Here is a 19,522-nt window from a genome sequence, read left to right on the forward strand (position 1 = left end):
GCTGGGGTACTAGGATTCGAACCTAGGGATGCCGAGATCAAAACCCGGTGCCTTACCGCTTGGCGATACCCCAACTACTATTTGACTGCAAGCTGATAAATGGTGCGGGACGAGGGACTTGAACCCACACACCTCTCGGCGCCAGAACCTAAATCTGGTGCGTCTACCAATTTCGCCAGTCCCGCAAACTTGGTGGCTACAGCGAGATTCGAACTTGCGACCCCAACATTATGAGTGTTGTGCTCTAACCAACTGAGCTATGTAGCCATCATTTGCTTTACCTTATCGGCTTTGCGGGGCGTATTATCCTGATTTAGTCCATTCTCGTCAATCATTTTTTTGCAAAAAACGTTTTTTTTGATTTAATTGATTATAAATAAAACGCTTTTGCTATTTTTTGTTCATATCAAGAACGGAGATCATTCCAACAAAACGCTTCCAATGCAAGGTGTTAAATTGCCCTGGAATGTACCAATTAGATATTGTTCCATCAAGATATAAGGCGTCATAACAACCTACTTTCAGCAACCCTTGGCTCAATGTATAAAGGTTAGGTTCACCTTTTATCGTCATCAAAAAAAGTAATTCATTCTGCTTCGTCAAACACACTGCATTACGCTTATGATAGCTTTCTAGGCTTACTCGAAATTGTGGATTCATTTTTCCATGAATAATTAACATCGGGCCTGATTGCAGAGCAAAATCTGGCTTAAGTTTACTTTTCTGATATGCGGCGGTTGTTAAAATATAGGGCTTATTTCCAGCAACAGCGAACACTCCATTAGGCTGCACATGGAAATTACCTTTACCTGATTTAGTATTTAAAGCACTAAGCTCTTTTCCTCGTTCAATCCATAATCCTGCTGGTGTATTATTGATACTATAAATACCTGCATTCATGATCATTTTCACGTTATAGCTAGGCTCTAAAGCATTTTTAAGACGAGTTAAACTTTGATAATCTTTACCTTCAGCATCTTTCCAATGTAGCTGCACTTCTTCAGGCTTTGCCTGAAAAATCCCGAAAGTAATATTGCCATCATCAAAAGTTCGATATTCAGCTAGGGTTTGCACACTCATCAGTAACGCAGCACTACTGAAAAGTGCGCTCAAAAATTTAATTGCTTTTTTCATTTAAAGGATGGGTTAAATGCAAAGCATTTGAAAAGGTATGCAACCCTTCTGCATTACCGGATTTCATCATCGATTGCATGGACTGGGTTGGTGCATGAATGAGTTTATTCATTAATTTATAACTCAATTCTTGCAGAATTTTTTCAGCATTTTCACCTTGTTGAATTTGGTGTAAGGCTTTTTCGAGTAATTCTTGGCGAGTATTCTCCGCTTCATCACGATAATGACGAATCAAATTAGAGAACTGATGAACCTTCAACCACTCAAAGAAATCCGTACATTCTTGTGTAATGATGTCTTGTGCGTGCTCTGATGCTTGCTGACGTTGAGCAAGGTTGCGTTGAATGATATCTTGCAAATCATCTACGGTGTAATGATACACACTTTCTAATTCCGAGACGTTTTCATCAATATCACGCGGCACCGCAATATCCACCATTAAAGTCGGTTTAAATTGGCGTGCTTTTTCCGCAATTTCAGCCATTGCTTTGGTGATTAAAACATTCGTACTGCTTGTTGAGCTGATGACAATATCCGCTTGATTTAGTGGAGTTTGTAACTCTTCAAGAGAATACACCTCAATCGGTGTATTGGAGGCTAAAGTCTCTACCAACTGTTCAGCGCGAGATAAAGTGCGGTTAGCAATCATCAATTTTTTTACACCATGGCGTAATAAATGACGGCTTACCAATTCAATGGTTTCCCCTGCCCCGACGAGCAAAATTTGTAATTCACGTAAAGATTCAAAAATTTGACGCGCCAAGCTACAAGCCGCATAAGCGACTGATACAGCACTTTCACCAATATTAGTTTCAGTGCGTACACGTTTTGCCGTAGCAAAAGTTTTTTGGAACAAACGAGAAAGCGTGCTCGAAAGTGGAATATTTGCCGCTTGATAATAATCTTCACTGATTTGGAAGGCTTGTTTTACCTGTCCTAAAATTTGTGGCTCGCCCAAAATTAATGAATCCAAACCACACGCCACGCGCATCAAATGATTCGCAGCTTGTTGATTTTGATGGGTGTAAATACTTTTATTTAATTCATCGACAGAAAGCTGATGAATATTAGCAAACCAATTTGTACAGTTCGTTTGCCATTGCTTACACTCTTGGGGGGAAATTTGACGATGGTGAAGATAAATCTCTGTACGGTTACAGGTAGAAAGAATAACCGCACTTTCAGCCAAATCTTGTTGGTGAATTTGTTGTAAGGCAAGCTGCCGCTTTTCTTCAGAAAAAGCGACTTTCTCACGAACAGCGACAGAAGCTGTTTTATGATTAATGCCTAGAACAAGAAGGGTCATAAAAATCTAATAAAAACAACCGCACTTTTATCAATATGCGACTTAAGTAGAAAGTAAAAGTTTCGCTATTTTAATGAATTGTTGAGAATTGAGCAAATTTCAAGAGAAAAAACTCAAACAAATAACTAAAACGAGTTAAAACTTATCTTTCGCTAAACGCCATTGCGTAAATTCGTCTAAATTTTTTGCTTGTAAAAACGGGTTAATTTGTTTCTCTAATCCCATTGTTGTTGGCAAACTCGGTTTACCCTCAGCTCGATAACGTTCCACCAAAACACGTTGATTTTCAACCGCACTTTTATCCGCCAATACGGTTTCCGCAAAAGCTAAATTACCCAGCGTATATTCATGAGCCGGGCAAACCACGGTTTCATCTGGTAATTGGTTAAAACGTTGCATAGATTCAAACATTTGAGCAAAATTTCCTGTAAATACGCGACCACAGCCTGCAGAAAATAACGCATCACCGCAAAATAGATGCCCATCCACCAAATAGCTGACATGCCCTGCCGTATGACCACCACTTGGCAAAACTTCAATATGATAATGTGCCGTATTAATCACACCACTCTCAACGATATTGGTTGCCCCTTTATTGGCACATTCTGTCGGACCGAAAACAGGCACATTAGGATAATATTGCTTAAACGCTGCGACACCTTGCACATGATCATCGTGATTATGGGTTAATAACACCGCTTCTACATCTAGCTTATTGGATTCTAAATACGGAATTAAACGGGTTATTTCTGGGATATCGATCACAATTACGGGGAAATTTTCTCGTCTATAAAGCCAAATATAGTTATCATTGAGTGCAGGAATAGGAACTAGCATAAATTACCTGATGAAAATAGGATTAACATTGAATTGGAAAGCCAAATGGCACAAACCACTTCGTTCACCTGAAAGCTGGAAAGAATTACCACAAGGCAATGTCTATTGTAACGTATTGACTCATTATTTTACAGAATGGACACCAAAAATTTTAGGCTATCAAATTCTGAAAGTCGGTGCCTTAAGTGGCGAAATTGCCTTTGACTTGCCTTTACGTCATCAAATTGTGTTAGCTGAAAAAACAGCGCATTTTCCTACCGCACTTTTAAATGAAAGTGATAGCTTGCTCCAAGCATCGCCATTAGCCTTGCCTTTTATTGAAAAAGAAATGGATGCCTGCTTGTTGGCAAACACCTTAAATTTTGCGCAAGATCCTCATCAAATATTGCGTGAAGCACATCGTGTTTTAAAGGATGACGGCTGGATTTTCATCACGTTATTTAATCCGATGAGTCCATTACTTTTCAAACCGAAATTAGGTGAGTTTAAATTCCGACAATATGCTACTTGGCGAGTCATTGACTGGCTATCGTTATTAAATTTTGATGTGATTGCAGAAGAAAGACTAGCCATAAAACAAGAAAAGAGTACGCTCTGCTCTCCGCTTACTGTAATCGTTGCCCAAAAACGAACTTATCCCTTAACACTGAATCCAGAGAAAGCGCGATCAAAAATGCCGGCGTTTTTAGAGCCGGCAGGTGCATTTAAAGAAATCAGAACAGAATGATTATTCTGTCACTTCTTTGATTACTGCAGAAGATGCATTATTCATTACAGACTCAACGCCTTTTTCTGCTGCAGCTTGAGAAGAATAATATTGGCTACGACCAATTTCTTGGTGGTTAGCCGCTTTTAAAATGAAGTAAGGTTTGTCATTTTTCGCTACGCGATATTCAAAGTTTTTCGCATCCACACCATTTTTTTGCACTGATGCAATGCCGTTTTCAGCTGATGCTTTTGTTTTGTAAAGTTCGCTAGTTAAAATAACTTGTCCGTTTGCTGCTTTTAAGTTGAACATAAATTGTCCGTCTTTAGCCACTTTTAATTCATAAAATCCTTGAGCCATGATGTCTCCCAATTGATTGATTTGTTTATAATTTTACCTACACAGAAAACGCCTTTCTGCGCCAAGCTAATTTACCCTTAAAAATCAAGGAAAACAAGCGCTAAAGCGTATAAATTTTATGCTTGATTAGCATCTCAAACTCCCCTATGATCCGAAAGTTTTTTATAACAGGAACAATTATGAACGGACAAACATTTATTCCTGGCAAAGATGCCGCACTTGAAGACAGTATTTCAAAATTTCAACAAAAATTGACCGCACTTGGTTTCAATATCGAAGAAGCCTCTTGGCTTAATCCTGTGCCAAATGTCTGGTCTGTACACATTCGTGATAAAGATTGCCCACAATGTTTTTCTAACGGTAAAGGCGCGAGTAAAAAAGCCGCATTAGCGTCTGCATTAGGTGAATATTTCGAACGTCTTTCCACCAACTATTTCTTTGCTGATTTCTATTTAGGGCAAGAGATTGCTAACGGTGATTTCGTCCACTATCCCACTGAAAAATGGTTTCCTATTGAAGATGACGCCCTTTTACCATTAGGGATTTTAGATGATTACTTATGGGATTATTTCGATCCAAATCAAGAACTAACCCCAGAATTGCTTGTGGATCTGCAATCCGGTAATTACGATCGTGGTATTGTTGCGATGCCTTATGTGCGTCAATCCGATCAAGAAACCGTCTATATTCCACAAAGTATCATTGCGAATTTATACGTCTCTAACGGGATGTCTGCCGGTAACACAAAAAATGAAGCTCGAGTGCAAGGGCTTTCAGAAGTTTTTGAACGTTACGTAAAAAATCGCATTATTGCAGAAGCAATCAGTCTTCCTGAAATTCCAAAATCCGTGATGGATCGCTATCCATCTATTCAAGCCTCTATTACAAAATTAGAGGAAGAAGGCTTCCCTATTTATGCCTTTGATGCGTCACTAGGTGGCAAATATCCTGTCATTTGCGTGGTATTGCTCAATCCAAATAATGGCACGTGCTTTGCTTCTTTTGGTGCACATCCGAATTTCCAAGTGGCATTAGAGCGTACCGTAACGGAGCTTTTACAAGGTCGCAGCTTAAAAGATCTGGATGTATTCTCGCCTCCATCATTCAATAATGATGATGTGGCAGAGCATGCTAACCTTGAAACACACTTTATTGATTCTAGCGGTTTAATTTCTTGGGATTTATTTAAAAATACGCCAGATTATGAATTTGTAGATTGGGATTTCTCAGGTTCAACGCAAGAAGAATATGAAAACTTGATGGCAATCTTTAATGCAGAGGAAAAAGAAGTCTATATCATGGATTACAACCATTTAGACGTTTACGCTTGCCGCATTATCGTACCAGGCATGTCTGATATCTATCCTGCTGATGACCTCATTTATGCCAATAATAATATGGGTATGGACTGGCGTGAGATCTTATTGGATCTACCGCACCATCATCATGATGCTGAAACTTATGAAGAATTATTAGCAGAATTAGATGAGCAAGATATTGACGATGCCACTCGTATTCGCGAATTTATCGGTATCGTTGCACCAAAAGCAAGCGGTTGGACAACATTACGTGTTGGTGAACTGAAATCCATGCTTTACTTAGCATTAGGTGAATTAGAATTAGCCTTAGATTGGGCAAACTGGACGATGAATATGAATAGCTCTGTATTTACACCAGAGCGTGCAAATTACTATCGTGCTTTAATCAGCATCATTGAATTGCATTTAGACAATACTCGCGATCCACTACAATATCGCAGTGCATTTGAAAGAATGTATGGTAAAGAAGCCGTTCAACAAGCTTGGGCTGCGGTGGCAGAAAAAGGTAACCCGTTCTATAACTTGCCAGCCAGTGATGAAACGCTTGAAAACTTTAAAGAACACCAAGCTTTACTTGGTGCCTATGCTAAACTACAAAAAGCCAAACGAGAAAATTGGAAATAGACGATTTTCTCTCAATCGTAAGGCGGACTTAATGTCTGCCTTATTTATTTCCGCATTAAAAAACTGCTTTAAAATCAACCGCACTTTTCACACAAAAACGCTTAAATTTATGCTATAATCCGTCACAATTTTTTGATCAAAAAAGGAATAAAAATGACGGATTCAATCCATTCCTCTATTACTCCAGTCAATATTGAAGAAGAACTCAAATCTTCTTACCTTGACTACGCCATGTCGGTGATTGTTGGGCGTGCTTTGCCCGACGTACGTGACGGTTTAAAACCGGTGCATCGACGTGTGCTTTTCTCCATGGATCAATCTGGCATCACTGCCGGCAAAAAATACGTAAAATCTGCCCGTGTGGTAGGTGATGTAATCGGTAAATATCACCCACACGGTGATTTTGCGGTGTATTACACCATTGTGCGCATGGCACAGCCGTTCTCATTGCGCTACATGTTGGTAGATGGGCAAGGTAACTTCGGTTCAATCGATGGTGACGCACCAGCGGCAATGCGTTATACCGAAGTCCGTATGCAAAAAATCACCCAAGCGTTATTAACTGACTTGGATAAAGAAACCGTGAATTTCTCGCCTAACTACGATGGCGAATTAATGATTCCGGATGTATTGCCAACCCGTATTCCTGCACTTTTAGCAAACGGTTCTTCCGGTATTGCGGTGGGGATGGCAACCAACATTCCACCGCATAACTTAAATGAAGTTTTAGATGGCTGCTTGGCTTATATTGATAACGAAAACATCACCATTGATGAATTAATGCAATATATCCCGGGCCCAGACTTTCCGACAGCGGCATTAATTAATGGCCGTAAAGGAATTGAAGAAGCTTATCGCACGGGGCGCGGCAAAGTGTATGTTCGTGCTCGTGCTAGCGTAGAAACAACGGATAAAGGCAAAGAGCAAATCATCGTGACCGAATTGCCTTATCAAGTGAACAAAGCGAAATTAGTGGAAAAAATTGCTGAGCTTATCAAAGATAAAAAAATCGAAGGTATCAGCAATATTATCGACCTTTCGAACAAAGAAGGGATCCGCATTGAAATCGACATCAAACGTGATGCGGTGGGTGAAGTAGTTTTAAATCACCTTTATGCCCTCACCCAAATGCAGGTGACCTTCGGGATCAACATGGTGGCCTTGGATCACGGTCAACCACGTTTATTCAACTTAAAACAAATCATTGAAGCCTTTGTGATGCACCGTCGCGAAGTGGTGATTCGCCGTTCTTTATTTGAATTACGCAAAGCCCGTGAGCGTACCCATATTTTAGAAGGTTTAGCGGTTGCAACATCAAATATCGATGAAATCATCGACATCATCCGTCAATCGAAAGAGCGTAAAGAAGCGGCAGAAAAATTAATCTCTCGCCCTTGGAAACTGAATAACGACATTTTAGGCTTGCTTGATGCGGCGGCACGTCCGGCTGAATTAGCGGCTGAATTTGGTATTCAAGGTTCTGATTACTATCTTTCTCCAGAACAAGTTGATGCAATCTTAGAACTTCGCTTACACCGTTTAACCGGTCTTGCTACCGAAGAAGTGATCAATGAATACAAAGAGTTATTGGTTAAAATTGCAGAACTTCTCCACATCATCAACAGCCCTGAGCGCTTGATGGAAGTGATTCGTGAAGAGCTTGAACAAGTACGTGCTCAATTCGCTGACGAACGTCGTACCGAAATTACTGCCGCTTCCGGTGATATTGATTTAGAAGATTTAATTGCTCAAGAAGATGTGGTAGTGACCCTTTCTCACGAAGGTTATGTGAAATATCAACCGCTTACCGACTACGAAGCACAACGTCGTGGTGGTAAAGGTAAATCCGCAACGAAGATGAAAGATGAAGACTTCATCGAAAAACTCTTAGTGGCGAATACTCACGATACAATTCTCTGTTTCTCGAGCCGTGGCCGCTTATATTGGTTGAAAGTCTATCAATTACCACAAGCGAGCCGTGGTGCGCGTGGTCGTCCGATTGTAAATATTCTACCGTTACAAGAAAACGAGCGTATCACCGCAATCCTACCAATCTCTGCTTATGAAGAAGATAAATTCGTTATCATGGCAACCGCTGGCGGTATTGTGAAGAAAATTGCGCTAACTGAATTCAGCCGTCCACGTTCAAGCGGAATCATCGCCTTGAACTTACGTGATGAAGATGAATTAATCGGTGTGGATATCACTGACGGTTCTAACGAAATCATGTTGTTCTCTTCTCAAGGTCGCGTGGTACGTTTCGCTGAAAGCGCAGTACGTGCAATGGGGCGTTTAGCAACAGGTGTACGCGGTATTAAACTCGCTCTCACCAACGACATCGCTGACGATGAAAGTGCGGTCGAAATTGAAGAGGTTTCTGACGATAATGCAGAAGAAACCCTCGATCTCAACATCGATAAAGTGGTTTCCTTAGTTGTACCGAAAAATGATGGTGCAATTCTTACCGCGACACAAAATGGTTACGGTAAACGCACGCAATTAAGCGAATACCCAACCAAATCCCGTAATACCAAAGGGGTGATTTCGATTAAAGTGAGCGAACGTAACGGTAAAGTCGTTGCCGCGACACAAGTAGAAGAAACCGACCAAATTATGCTTATTACCGATGCGGGTACCTTAGTGCGTACTCGTGTAAGTGAAGTCAGTATCGTTGGCCGTAACACCCAAGGGGTTCGTTTAATTCGTACCGCAGAAGATGAGCACGTAGTCAGTCTTGAACGTGTTTGTGATGTGGATGATGAAGACGAAGGCACTGAAGATGTAACTTCTGAAGAATAATTGATCTTCTATTAAATAAAAGCCCTGCGTTTTGATTCGCGGGGCTTTTTTATTGGCATCTAAAAATCTCTTTTAGAGATCTATTCTATTGATGAAAACGACTCACCTTCCTCTAACTCATCAGCCATTGCCGCAAGAATTTCACGGGTTAAATATGCCAATGAGCGATAGAAAGGAAGCGTTGCATAAGTTTCTACTTGGGTTAAGAATTTCGCTGCACAAGGTAATAAGAAATCACCGAATAAATCTTGTTGAGCAGATAGCGATTCCGTGTTGTCTTCTAACCAAGAAGCCGTAAGCAATAACAAGGCGAAATGATCAACATTCTCTGCTTCAGGCACATTACGCGCATGACGAAAATCCACAAAACGTTGCACATCCATATCATAACTTGAAATAGCCGTTGGTACGTTACCGTTTGGACCAAACAATTTTTGATATTCTTGATCAAGCAACGTTAAATCAATTTTCATTTGTAAATTATCAATGGCCGCTTTGCTTTCTTTATCCGTAGAAAGTGCCCACACTTGACTTAAACCTTGTTGCTGCAGCCAATCAAATACCCCACTCAAAATTGGATCTGTAGGGCTGCGATAAAATAAATTGCCAAATAGACGGCTTATTAAAGAAAAATTATTCACTTGAGTTTCTGACATCTGTTGCTTTCCTATGATTGTGCTCACGATTGAGCTAAAAGTGCGGTCAATTTTGCCGTTGTTTTTTCGGCGGCTTCGTCAAGCATCGCTTGGCGAGCAACATCATCGATAATATGAATATCACCGAATAAAGTGTAATCCACATTCTCGATACCGCAATAATTAAATAAACCATTGATCAAACAATGATTAAGAGATTTATCCACGCCGTATTCTTGATATTTTGCTACGCTACTCCCTATAGTGATAAATTGTTGCATCACTTTACCTTGAAGCAGACCTTTGGATTCACCATTTTCTGTTTTATAAGCAAAACCATGGCTTAATACACGATCCAAATAGCCTTTTAGCATTGCAGGAAAACCCATCCACCATAAAGGATAAACCATCGTAATCAAATCTGCTTGGCGAATAAACTCATGCTCTTGCTGAATTTCTACCGGAATAATCCCTTTATTGGCCGATTGTAATTCTTCAAAGGAAATAATCGGATTAAATTCCATGGTGTAAAGATCGCGCAAATGGGTTTCAACACCAAGCTGTTGGCTTGCTTTTACAATGCGATCCACGATGGCGCGACCAAAACTTTTTTGGCTATTGGGATGTGCAAAAATAATTAAATGATTCATTCTGTGACCTTTTTCACTAACAATGTGATGCCATCAACGCGTTCTACTACCACAAGATCGTTCACTGTTAAATGCTCGCCTTGAATACGCCATGTGGTATCGCCAAAGGCACCACGACCAATCCCGTTAGAACCGATTTCTAATACCGTGCCTTTTTTACCTAACAAAGTATGATCTCGTTGATTTAAGGTTGTACGTGATTGATCCTGATTATCTTTGCTATGTTGGTATTTCCACCAAAGCAGCGAGAGAATAATCGCTAAAATCGCATAAAAAACGGCTAAAGCGGTTAAGGATAAACTTGGCACCAACGCCATCACGCCAGCAGCCACAATCGCGGCCAAGCCCCACCACAATAAAAATACGCCAGGTACGAGGGTTTCAGCGATTAATAATACAAAACCTAATACTAACCAATGCCACACCGACCAAGTTGTCAACCAATCTGCCATATCAACTCCTTGAGAGAAAAAGTGCGGTCATTTTTAACCGCACTTTAGGAAATTATGCTTTTTTGTCGCCTTTTAACAGTTCGGCAATGCCCGCTACCGAGCCGATTAAATTGCCGGCTTCAAGCGGCATCATAACCACTTTGCTATTCGGTGAACCACCGATTTGTTTTAAGGCTTCTGTATATTTTTGTGCGATGAAGTAATTGATTGCTTTGGTATCACCGCTAGCAATCGCTTCTGACACCATTTGAGTTGCTTTCGCTTCCGCTTCTGCCGCACGTTCACGCGCTTCTGCTTGTAAGAAAGCTTCTTGACGCTCCCCTTCCGCTTTCAGAATTCGGGCTTGTTTTTCCCCTTCGGCACGTAAAATTTCCGCCTGACGAATACCTTCCGCTTCCAACACTTCCGCACGTTTATTACGTTCCGCTTTCATTTGTGCATTCATGGAATCAATCAATTCACGTGGTGGACGCACATCACGAATTTCAATACGGGTGACTTTAATCCCCCAAGGATTGGTCGCTTCATCCACAATTGCCAATAAACGGCCATTAATGGAATCACGTTGAGAAAGCATTTCATCCAACTCCATCGAACCTAATACAGTACGAATGTTGGTCATGGTTAAATTGATAATTGCTTGTTCCAAATGATTTACTTCATAAGCTGCACTGCGAGCATCAATCACCTGTACAAAACAAACCGCATCAATGGATACGTTCGCGTTATCCTTAGAAATAACTTCTTGTGAGGGAATATCTAATACCTGTTCCATCATATTGATCTTACGACCAACACGATCCACAAACGGCACCACAAAGTTCAAGCCCGGCATTAAGGTGTGGGTATAACGCCCAAAACGCTCAATCGTCCAGTTGTAACCTTGCGGTACGGTTTTAAGTGCCGAAAATAGCACAACAACGGCTAATACAATAAAGACGATTGCGGCAATAGATAAGCCTTCCATAGATTGCTCCTTAATGATGAGGAAATATAAGAAAAGTCTATCAAATTAGACCGCACTTTGTATATAAATATATTTATCGTTTTCTCTTATAAATTCAAAAAGATGCGTAATGCAATTCGGGGCATCTAAATCTTGATGAGAGACAAATAAAAGTTGGGTTTTACTATTATTGACCAGTTGCTCAATAAAATTTTTTACGAGCTTGCGATTTAATCCATCAAGCCCTTGAAAAGGTTCATCTAAAATCAAAACAGGTGGATATTTCACCATCGCACGAGTAATGAGCAATAAACGTTGCTGTCCCCAAGAAAGTGAACGAAATGGCTTTTTGGCTAAATGAGTCAGATTTAAACGAGCTAACCACTGCATGGCTTTTAAACGAATTGCCTCTGGCACTTGTTGATAAATCCCAATACTATCAAAAAAGCCTGAAATAATGACATCTAGCACGGAACAATTCACACGATAATCTAAATGCAGTTGGCTGCTTACGTAGCCAATTTTTTGTTTAATATCCCAAATGGTTTCACCTGATCCACGTTGTTTACCAAAGATCACTACATGATTCGCAAATGCTTGAGGATGATCACCTGTAATTAACGAAAGTAACGTAGACTTTCCTGCGCCATTAGGTCCTTTAATCCACCAATTTTGATTTGGCTGAACAACCCAGTTTAACTGCTCCAAAATGACTTTATCGCCATACTGGACCGTGACATTTTTAAGCTCAAAGTGCGGTTGGTTTTCAGGCAATTTTAGTAATGGTGAGGCTGGCTCAGGCAAAGCTACATCAACAGACTGTTCCGCATAAACTAATTGTTGATAAATACTTTGTTGCTCAATGAATTGGCGTTCACCTTCTAATACTAACTCTAAATTTTCCAACATGGCTAAATGAGTCGCTTCAGCAGGAATATCGGCCAAACGATTAACAATTAGAACAATTGCACATTCTTTTTTCAGTTCGTTTAACATCGTCATCCAATCTTGCACAGATTGTTGATCTAGCCCTTCAAAAGGCTCATCTAAAATCAACAAATCAGGCTTTTGTAATAACGCTTGTGCCAATAACACTTTACGCGTTTCCCCAGTAGAAAGTTTGATAAAGAAACGATCTAAGAGATAAGTAATTCCTAATTTTTCTGCAATTTGTTCACAAAAAGTAAGCGCCGTACTACCATTTAAAATGGTTTCTCTTGCTGTTTGACCAAAAAAATCGGGATCGGTATCATCGTTATTTAAGTTCTTTAATGTCGCTTCAAGAATTTCTCGTTGTTTTTCAAAAGAAAAGAAGTGAACACGTTTAAAGGAATTATGGTACTCCCCTTCCTGTAAAGGCAACTCATTTTGCAAGGCTAAAGCAAACGCCGATTTCCCACTCCCATTGCTCCCCACCACAACCCAATATTGCTGTGGCTCAATCGCAAAGTGCGGTAAGTTTAAGGCCTGTTTTTGATGAAGTTCAAATTTTGCTTGCTGAATTAAAAGTGTCATTCTCTTTCCCTTAAAAACAAAAGGCGAGCAATTGCCCGCCTTGTTAGATGAATTTAATTAACCGTTTTTACGCTCTTCTTCGATACATACTGCCGCAGTAAATAGTACATCAGTTGAAGAGTTAAGTGCAGTTTCTGTTGAGTCTTGTAAGATACCGATAACAAAACCGACACCGATCATTTGAGCTGCAATGTCATCATTAATACCGAATAAGCTACAAGCTAATGGGATTAACAATAATGAACCACCTGCCACACCAGACGCTCCACACGCACAAAGCGCAGCAACAATACTTAATAACAGCGCACTAATGAAAGAGACTTCGATACCTAATGTATGAACAGCTGCTAGCGTTAATACAGTAATGGTAATTGCCGCCCCCGCCATATTGATATTTGCACCCAATGGAATCGCCACAGAATAGGTTTCTTCATCAAGATTTAAGCGTTTTGCTAATTCAATGTTTACAGGAATGTTTGCTGCAGAACTACGCGTAAAGAATGCAGTTACACCACTTTCGCGTACACAAGTCCACACTAATGGATATGGATTACGACGAATTTTCCAATAAACGAGAATGGGGTTAAGTACAAAGGCTGTAAATAACATTGTACCAATTAACACGAATAATAAATGAACATATCCACCTAACGCAGATAAGCCTTTGTCAGATAATGTTTCAGCTACTAAACCGAATACACCGAAAGGTGCAAATGAAATAATCACGTGAACAATTTTAGAAATGCCTTCTGCAAAATCAGCCACCACTTGTTTTGTTGCATCTGATGCATGACGAAGGGCTAAACCTAAACCGATAGACCACGCTAAAACACCGATAAAGTTTGCTTTGAAAATTGCATTTAATGGGTTATCAACCACGTTCAATACTAAAGCAAGCATCACTTGGCCAATAGATTGAGGCGCAGAGCTCGCATCTTCTTTTACCGCAAGCGCTACATCTGATGGGAATGCCATACTTGCCACTACCGCAGCAACAGCGGCTAAGAAAGTTCCCACAAGATAAAGCACGACAATTTCTTTCATATTGCTTTTAGAACCCACTTTCTTATTAGCCAGTGCAGCCATAACAAGGAAGAAAATCAAAATTGGTGCAACTGCACGCAATGCTTTCACAAAAATTTGACCTAACACACCAAAGCTAGATGCAAGATCTATACCTGCTGAATTTTTTACATTCTCATTCACCAACGCAACAAGGATCCCGAGTACCAAACCAATAGCAATTCGTTTTACCAAATTACCTTGAAACAAAAAATGAAATAAACGTGATGTATTCATAATAGTTTTAAATGAAGATTAAGTTGAACCTCAGATCGTTACGATCCACCGAAACAGAGTAAAGATAGCTTAAATTTTGTTTAAAAGAAAATTTTTTCTTTATTATTTTGTTAAAAAATTGAACTTTTTAAGATTGGAATGAATTTTTTCTAAAATTTCCGCCTATAAAAAAATTTTTTCTATGCCCTATTGACATACTGTATTTAACTACAGTATATTGCACCTGTATAAACAACCAATGATTAAAAATACACTAACTAAAAGGAACACAAGATGATGAACTACGCAAATACAGTTGCACAAAATGATATGACGTTTTCTTATCATCCTATGCCATTTTTCAATGATGTTGAAAGTAAATCGACATTTAATAAAAAATTAGATCTCAACCTTTATTGCATAAAACGTCCACAACAAACTTGCTTCATTCGTGTTACCAATCCGAATATGCTTGCTTGGGGAATTGAAATGGGCGATATGTTAGTGGTTGAAAAAAATGACAGCCTTTTCATTGGTGATCTTGTAGTATTAGAAAAACAAGATGAATTCCATATTTATGAATTTGCCGGCGTAAGCGGTAATGAATTTGTATTCATGGCATTAGATTCTAAAGTGGAAAATATTAAAACAACACAATGGACAAACCTTCCATTAGTTGGCACGGTAACGAATACCATCCATCAAATGAAACCAAGAAGAGACTTAATGAAATTTGCGGCTTAAGCCAATAAATGATCTACGTAAAGAAAAAATGCGGTTAAAATTAACCGCACTTTTTTGTTGAAACAAAATTGTCATTACATCACACGACGAGATTGTGTGTAGGTTCTTGCCCAGTAATCTTCATCTAATGAACTAATTGTTACACCTTGGCTTGAACTTGCATGCATAAATTGGTTGTTACCAATATAAACACCTACATGGTTATTTCGACGGAAGAATACTAAATCGCCTTTACGCAATTCATTTTTTTGGATTTGACGACCTAAATAACGCTGTTCTGAAGTTGAACGTGGCAGTTCCATACCGTAAGCATCAAGGAAAGCTGTTTGCATAAATGCAGAGCAATCAATACCACGTTTTGTAGTTCCTCCCATTCTATAACGTGTTCCCACCCATTCGTCATAAACTTGATCAAGTGCTTTATCACCAATTAAACCAGATTTAGGACGGTTTGTTCTTAATTTAGGGTGAAGTCCACCTTTTTTTCCATCTAAACCAGCAATTAACCCTGTTAGCTCCACATCATCAGTCTCTGTAATTACACCATTATGGGCATGCCTAGGACCGTTAGAACAGGCTGTTGTTAATACAGCCAACCCTACAATAATCAAAATCTTCTTTAACATCGCTTTCAAATAATAAAAAAATATAAAAAAAACTGGGTGGATTCTACCAAAAAGTCATTATGCTCGCCAGTCTTTATTGAATTTTTATGCAATTTTGTGAGTGAGATCTCAAAAAAATAAGGGCGGCTCAATGAGCCGCCCTTAAAAAGATTAGAATTGATTATTTTTTCTTCGCTTTTGCATTTGGAAGATCGGTAATTGAACCTTCAAATACTTCAGCTGCAAGACCTATAGATTCATGAAGTGTTGGGTGAGCATGGATAGTTAATGCGATATCTTCTGCATCACAACCCATTTCAATCGCAAGACCGATTTCACCTAATAATTCACCACCGTTAGAACCTACGATAGCCCCACCAAGTATACGGTGAGTATCTTTATCGAAGATTAATTTAGTCATACCTTCAGCACATTCTGAAGCAATCGCACGACCAGAAGCTGCCCAAGGGAATTTAGCCACTTCGTAGTTTAAACCTTCTTGTTTACATTCTTTCTCAGTTTTACCCACCCAAGCCACTTCTGGTTCAGTATAAGCAATAGAAGGAATGACTTTTGGATCAAAGTAATGTTTTTGTCCTGCAATCACTTCTGCCGCAACATGACCTTCGTGCACACCTTTGTGAGCTAACATTGGTTGACCAACGATATCACCGATTGCAAAGATGTGAGGCACATTGGTACGCATTTGTTTATCAACATGAATGAAACCACGCTCATCCACTTCAACGCCTGCTTTACCTGCATCAATCAATTTACCGTTTGGCGTACGACCGATTGCGACTAATACTGCATCATAACGTTTAGTGTCGTTGCATGCTTTACCTTCCATTGAAACATAGATACCATCATCTTTTGCTTCAACTGCAGTCACTTTAGTTTCAAGCATTAACTTGAATTTTTTCTCAACTTGTTTGGTATAAATACCCACCACATCTTTATCTGCCGCAGGAATTACTTGGTCAAACATTTCAACCACTTCAACTTCAGAACCTAATGCATCATATACAGTACCCATCTCTAAACCGATGATACCACCACCCATGATTAAAAGTTTTTTCGGTACTTCTTTTAATTTAAGTGCATCCGTTGAATCCCAAACGCGTGGATCTTCATGTGGAATGAATGGTAATTGAATTGGACGAGAACCCGCTGCGATAATCGCATTATCAAATTTAATTGTGGTTGGTTTACCATCACGATCACGTGCCACTAATGTATGTGGATCGGTAAACGCCGCTAAACCTTCAACAACGGTTACTTTACGTTGTTTAGCCATGCCTGCAAGACCGCCTGTTAATTTCGCCACAACCGCTTCTTTACCTGCGCGCACTTCATCTAAATCAATGCGAGGCTCGGCGAAATACACGCCGTTTTTGTTTGCGTGTTTTGCTTCTTCAATTACTTTCGCTACGTGAAGTAATGCTTTAGAAGGGATACAACCTACGTTTAAACATACCCCACCTAATGTTGAATAACGTTCAACAAGTACTGTTTCTAAACCTAAGTCCGCACAACGGAATGCCGCTGAATAACCTGCTGGACCAGCACCAAGTACCACAACTTGGGTTTTAATTTCTTTACTCATTTTTACCTCGTAAAAACGTTCAAATTTTTGACCGCACTTGCGATCCTTTCTGTAAGATGTGAGCCTAATCACTCACATCTTACTGCGTTAATTACATCACTAAGCGACGTAAGTCAGCTAATACGCCATTGATATAGCTTAAGAAACGAGCACCATCAGCACCATCGATCACACGGTGGTCGAAAGATAATGATAATGGAAGCATTAAGCGTGGCTCAAATTCTTTACCATTCCATACCGGTTGCATTTCTGATTTAGACACACCTAAAATAGCTACTTCAGGTGCATTTACGATTGGTGTAAAGTGAGTTGTACCAATACCACCTAAGCTTGAAATGGTGAAACAACCACCTTGCATATCAGAACCTGAAAGTTTACCGTCACGTGCTTTTTTGGAGATTTCCATTAATTCACGAGAGAGTTCGATAATACCTTTTTTGTTCACGTTTTTAAATACAGGTACAACAAGACCGTTTGGTGTATCTACCGCTACGCCAATATTGATGTATTTTTTAAGTGTTAATTTTTGTCCGTCTTCAGAGATCGAGCTATTGAAACGTGGGAACGCTTCTAATGCTTTTGCTACCGCTTTCATAATGAACACAACAGGTGTAATTTTCACATCCAATTTTTGTTTTTCAACAATTTTGTTCTGTTCTTTACGGAATGCTTCTAAATCGGTGATATCTGTGCGATCGAAGTGAGTAACATGTGGAATCATTACCCAGTTACGATGTAAGTTCGCTCCAGAGATTTTGTTGATACGGCTTAATTCAACTTCTTCTACTTCACCAAATTTGCTGAAGTCAACTTTCGGCCATGGTAATAAACCTAAGCCCGCACCATTTGCCACACCATTACCCGCAGCTGCAGAAGATACAGTGCCTGTTTCAAACGCTTTAACAGCAGTTTTCACGTAAGCTTGAATATCTTCTTTCACAACACGACCTTTACGACCCGTACCTTTTACGCGATCAAGGTTAATACCGTATTCACGCGCTAAGCGACGAATCACCGGTGTTGCGTGTGCATAGCCTGCGCTTGCGACAACTTGTTCTTGGCTTAAACCAGATACATTACCTGATTGTGCTGCCGGCGCTGCTGCAGATGCTGCTTGAGGCGCAGGAGCTGCCGCTGCCGGATCTGCTGCAGGAGCGGGTGCTGCGCCTGCCACTTCAAATTTCATAATTAATGAACCAGTTGAAACTTTATCACCTGATTTCACTAAAATTTCTTTTACCACACCCGCAAACGGAGCTGGCACTTCCATTGAGGCTTTATCACCTTCAACGGTAATTAAAGATTGGTCTTCAGAAACGCTGTCACCAACTGCAACCATGATTTCAGTTACATTAACTTCATCGCCACCGATATCTGGTACATTCACTTCTTTAATGGCTGAAGCTGTTGGTGCTGCTGCAGGCGCTGAAGCTTGTTGAGCAGGCGCTGCGGCTGGTGCTGCACCCGCTACTTCAAATTTCATGATTAATTTACCAGTAACAACTTTATCGCCCACGTTGATTAAAATTTCTTTTACTACGCCAGCAACCGGAGCAGGCACTTCCATTGAGGCTTTATCACCTTCAACATTGATGATTGATTGGTCTACTTCAACGGTATCGCCTACTTTCACCATAATATCAGTCACGTTTACTTCGTCTGAACCGATATCTGGTACATTCACTTCAACTACACTTGCAGCTGCTGGTGCGGCTGCCGGCGCAGATGCTGCTGCAGCTGGAGCAGGCGCTGCCGCATCCGCTGACTCTAAAACAAGCATTGGGGTGCCAGTTGTGACTTTATCACCCACTTTTACTAATACTTCTTTTACTACACCAGCTTCTGGTGCTGGTACTTCCATTGAAGCTTTATCACCTTCAACATTGATAATACTTTGATCAGCTGTAATGGTATCACCTACTTTCACCATCACTTCTGTTACGGTAACTTCATCACTACCGATATCAGGAATTTGAATTTGTTTTGACATGTTATCTTACCTTTAA

17 protein-coding genes and 3 tRNA genes are annotated in these 19,522 nt (G+C 40.0%); 4 read left to right on the forward strand and 16 right to left on the reverse strand.

Translation table 11 applies throughout. The annotated features are described in order from the left end of the window. Position 1: 1 nt before the first annotated feature. From ACXVWP_RS08530 to gloB, 6 genes are all read right to left on the reverse strand, one after another. A tRNA-Gln gene (locus tag ACXVWP_RS08530) sits at positions 2-73 on the reverse strand. A 27-nt stretch (positions 74-100) separates the two neighbouring features. Beyond that, positions 101-185: transfer RNA gene (locus ACXVWP_RS08535), tRNA-Leu, on the reverse strand. Between the two features lie 5 nt (positions 186-190). Continuing rightward, positions 191-267, reverse strand: a tRNA-Met gene (locus ACXVWP_RS08540). Positions 268-390: 123 nt separating this feature from the next. Next, entirely contained in the window at positions 391-1,113 is a 723-nt protein-coding gene (locus ACXVWP_RS08545) for a phosphodiester glycosidase family protein (RefSeq protein ID WP_297567731.1), read from the reverse strand. 4 nt (positions 1,114-1,117) lie between these two features. Next, on the reverse strand, positions 1,118-2,440 hold the full coding sequence (gene hemA / locus ACXVWP_RS08550) for a glutamyl-tRNA reductase (protein ID WP_369866781.1): 1,323 nt from the start codon (positions 2,438-2,440) through the stop codon (positions 1,118-1,120). 135 nt (positions 2,441-2,575) lie between these two features. Continuing rightward, the gene (gloB, locus tag ACXVWP_RS08555) at positions 2,576-3,277 is read right to left on the reverse strand and encodes a hydroxyacylglutathione hydrolase (protein WP_128787107.1); all 702 of its coding nucleotides are present in this window, start codon (positions 3,275-3,277) and stop codon (positions 2,576-2,578) included. 10 nt (positions 3,278-3,287) lie between these two features. Between gloB and ACXVWP_RS08560 the strand changes: the two genes are divergently transcribed. After that, positions 3,288-4,004, forward strand: a complete 717-nt coding sequence (locus ACXVWP_RS08560; protein WP_289902440.1) for a class I SAM-dependent methyltransferase — start codon at positions 3,288-3,290, stop codon at positions 4,002-4,004. On the opposite strand, the gene ACXVWP_RS08565 is transcribed toward ACXVWP_RS08560, so the two are convergent. Further along, a complete protein-coding gene (locus ACXVWP_RS08565) occupies positions 4,005-4,343 on the reverse strand; it encodes a YegP family protein (RefSeq protein WP_049381360.1) in 339 nt (112 codons plus the stop codon). It lies immediately after the preceding gene. 179 nt (positions 4,344-4,522) lie between these two features. On the opposite strand from ACXVWP_RS08565, the gene ycaO reads away from it, so the two are divergent. Beyond that, entirely contained in the window at positions 4,523-6,286 is a 1,764-nt protein-coding gene (gene ycaO / locus ACXVWP_RS08570) for a 30S ribosomal protein S12 methylthiotransferase accessory factor YcaO (RefSeq protein WP_289902441.1), read from the forward strand. Between the two features lie 153 nt (positions 6,287-6,439). Then, a complete protein-coding gene (gyrA, locus tag ACXVWP_RS08575) occupies positions 6,440-9,085 on the forward strand; it encodes a DNA topoisomerase (ATP-hydrolyzing) subunit A (RefSeq protein WP_289902442.1) in 2,646 nt (881 codons plus the stop codon). Positions 9,086-9,165: 80 nt separating this feature from the next. On the opposite strand, the gene ACXVWP_RS08580 is transcribed toward gyrA, so the two are convergent. The 6 genes from ACXVWP_RS08580 to sstT are packed head-to-tail and all read right to left on the reverse strand — an operon-like array spanning position 9,166 to position 14,582. Beyond that, positions 9,166-9,741, reverse strand: coding sequence for a TorD/DmsD family molecular chaperone (locus ACXVWP_RS08580; protein WP_128787103.1), 576 nt, complete (start codon positions 9,739-9,741; stop codon positions 9,166-9,168). Between the two features lie 23 nt (positions 9,742-9,764). After that, positions 9,765-10,370, reverse strand: coding sequence for an NAD(P)H-dependent oxidoreductase (locus ACXVWP_RS08585; protein ID WP_128787102.1), 606 nt, complete (start codon positions 10,368-10,370; stop codon positions 9,765-9,767). Beyond that, positions 10,367-10,822 (reverse strand): NfeD family protein, encoded by a 456-nt coding sequence (locus ACXVWP_RS08590; RefSeq protein WP_014065643.1) that lies wholly within the window; start codon positions 10,820-10,822, stop codon positions 10,367-10,369. Before ACXVWP_RS08590 ends, ACXVWP_RS08585 begins: the two co-directional genes overlap by 4 nt. Before the next feature lie 52 nt (positions 10,823-10,874). Continuing rightward, positions 10,875-11,789: an SPFH domain-containing protein gene (locus tag ACXVWP_RS08595; RefSeq protein WP_049355362.1), complete on the reverse strand. Its 915-nt coding sequence runs from the start codon at positions 11,787-11,789 to the stop codon at positions 10,875-10,877. A 45-nt stretch (positions 11,790-11,834) separates the two neighbouring features. Further along, complete coding sequence (gene modF, locus ACXVWP_RS08600; protein WP_049355363.1) at positions 11,835-13,283, reverse strand: molybdate ABC transporter ATP-binding protein ModF; 1,449 nt, start codon at positions 13,281-13,283, stop codon at positions 11,835-11,837. Between the two features lie 57 nt (positions 13,284-13,340). Beyond that, positions 13,341-14,582 carry a serine/threonine transporter SstT gene (gene sstT / locus ACXVWP_RS08605; RefSeq protein ID WP_049355364.1) on the reverse strand — a complete coding sequence of 414 codons (1,242 nt, stop codon included), beginning with the start codon at positions 14,580-14,582 and terminating at the stop codon, positions 13,341-13,343. Positions 14,583-14,855: 273 nt separating this feature from the next. Between sstT and ACXVWP_RS08610 the strand changes: the two genes are divergently transcribed. Further along, positions 14,856-15,305: a LexA family protein gene (locus ACXVWP_RS08610; protein ID WP_075875252.1), complete on the forward strand. Its 450-nt coding sequence runs from the start codon at positions 14,856-14,858 to the stop codon at positions 15,303-15,305. A 74-nt stretch (positions 15,306-15,379) separates the two neighbouring features. Here the strand turns inward: ACXVWP_RS08610 and ACXVWP_RS08615 are convergent, their stop codons facing one another. The 3 genes from ACXVWP_RS08615 to aceF all read right to left on the reverse strand — a co-directional run bounded on the left by ACXVWP_RS08615 (position 15,380) and on the right by aceF (position 19,506). Next, positions 15,380-15,931 carry an NlpC/P60 family protein gene (locus ACXVWP_RS08615; protein WP_049355365.1) on the reverse strand — a complete coding sequence of 184 codons (552 nt, stop codon included), beginning with the start codon at positions 15,929-15,931 and terminating at the stop codon, positions 15,380-15,382. 160 nt (positions 15,932-16,091) lie between these two features. Then, positions 16,092-17,516 (reverse strand): dihydrolipoyl dehydrogenase, encoded by a 1,425-nt coding sequence (gene lpdA, locus ACXVWP_RS08620; RefSeq protein WP_049355366.1) that lies wholly within the window; start codon positions 17,514-17,516, stop codon positions 16,092-16,094. A 91-nt stretch (positions 17,517-17,607) separates the two neighbouring features. After that, complete coding sequence (gene aceF / locus ACXVWP_RS08625) at positions 17,608-19,506, reverse strand: pyruvate dehydrogenase complex dihydrolipoyllysine-residue acetyltransferase (RefSeq protein WP_049355367.1); 1,899 nt, start codon at positions 19,504-19,506, stop codon at positions 17,608-17,610. Positions 19,507-19,522 lie beyond the last annotated feature (16 nt).

It is taken from the genome of Haemophilus sp. SZY H56, assembly GCF_054332415.1.

Excerpts from the sequence above, each read along its gene's own strand:
- ACXVWP_RS08595 (WP_049355362.1), bottom strand. The coding sequence starts at position 11,789 with ATGGAAGGCTTATCTATTGCCGCAATCGTCTTTATTGTATTAGCCGTT.
- gloB (WP_128787107.1), bottom strand. The coding sequence starts at position 3,277 with ATGCTAGTTCCTATTCCTGCACTCAATGATAACTATATTTGGCTTTAT.
- ACXVWP_RS08590 (WP_014065643.1), bottom strand. The coding sequence starts at position 10,822 with ATGGCAGATTGGTTGACAACTTGGTCGGTGTGGCATTGGTTAGTATTA.
- ACXVWP_RS08585 (WP_128787102.1), bottom strand. The coding sequence starts at position 10,370 with ATGAATCATTTAATTATTTTTGCACATCCCAATAGCCAAAAAAGTTTT.
- hemA (WP_369866781.1), bottom strand. The coding sequence starts at position 2,440 with ATGACCCTTCTTGTTCTAGGCATTAATCATAAAACAGCTTCTGTCGCT.
- ACXVWP_RS08580 (WP_128787103.1), bottom strand. The coding sequence starts at position 9,741 with ATGTCAGAAACTCAAGTGAATAATTTTTCTTTAATAAGCCGTCTATTT.
- modF (WP_049355363.1), bottom strand. The coding sequence starts at position 13,283 with ATGACACTTTTAATTCAGCAAGCAAAATTTGAACTTCATCAAAAACAG.
- ACXVWP_RS08610 (WP_075875252.1), top strand. The coding sequence starts at position 14,856 with ATGATGAACTACGCAAATACAGTTGCACAAAATGATATGACGTTTTCT.
- ACXVWP_RS08565 (WP_049381360.1), bottom strand. The coding sequence starts at position 4,343 with ATGGCTCAAGGATTTTATGAATTAAAAGTGGCTAAAGACGGACAATTT.
- lpdA (WP_049355366.1), bottom strand. The coding sequence starts at position 17,516 with ATGAGTAAAGAAATTAAAACCCAAGTTGTGGTACTTGGTGCTGGTCCA.
- ACXVWP_RS08615 (WP_049355365.1), bottom strand. The coding sequence starts at position 15,931 with ATGTTAAAGAAGATTTTGATTATTGTAGGGTTGGCTGTATTAACAACA.
- ACXVWP_RS08560 (WP_289902440.1), top strand. The coding sequence starts at position 3,288 with ATGAAAATAGGATTAACATTGAATTGGAAAGCCAAATGGCACAAACCA.
- aceF (WP_049355367.1), bottom strand. The coding sequence starts at position 19,506 with ATGTCAAAACAAATTCAAATTCCTGATATCGGTAGTGATGAAGTTACC.
- ycaO (WP_289902441.1), top strand. The coding sequence starts at position 4,523 with ATGAACGGACAAACATTTATTCCTGGCAAAGATGCCGCACTTGAAGAC.
- sstT (WP_049355364.1), bottom strand. The coding sequence starts at position 14,582 with ATGAATACATCACGTTTATTTCATTTTTTGTTTCAAGGTAATTTGGTA.
- gyrA (WP_289902442.1), top strand. The coding sequence starts at position 6,440 with ATGACGGATTCAATCCATTCCTCTATTACTCCAGTCAATATTGAAGAA.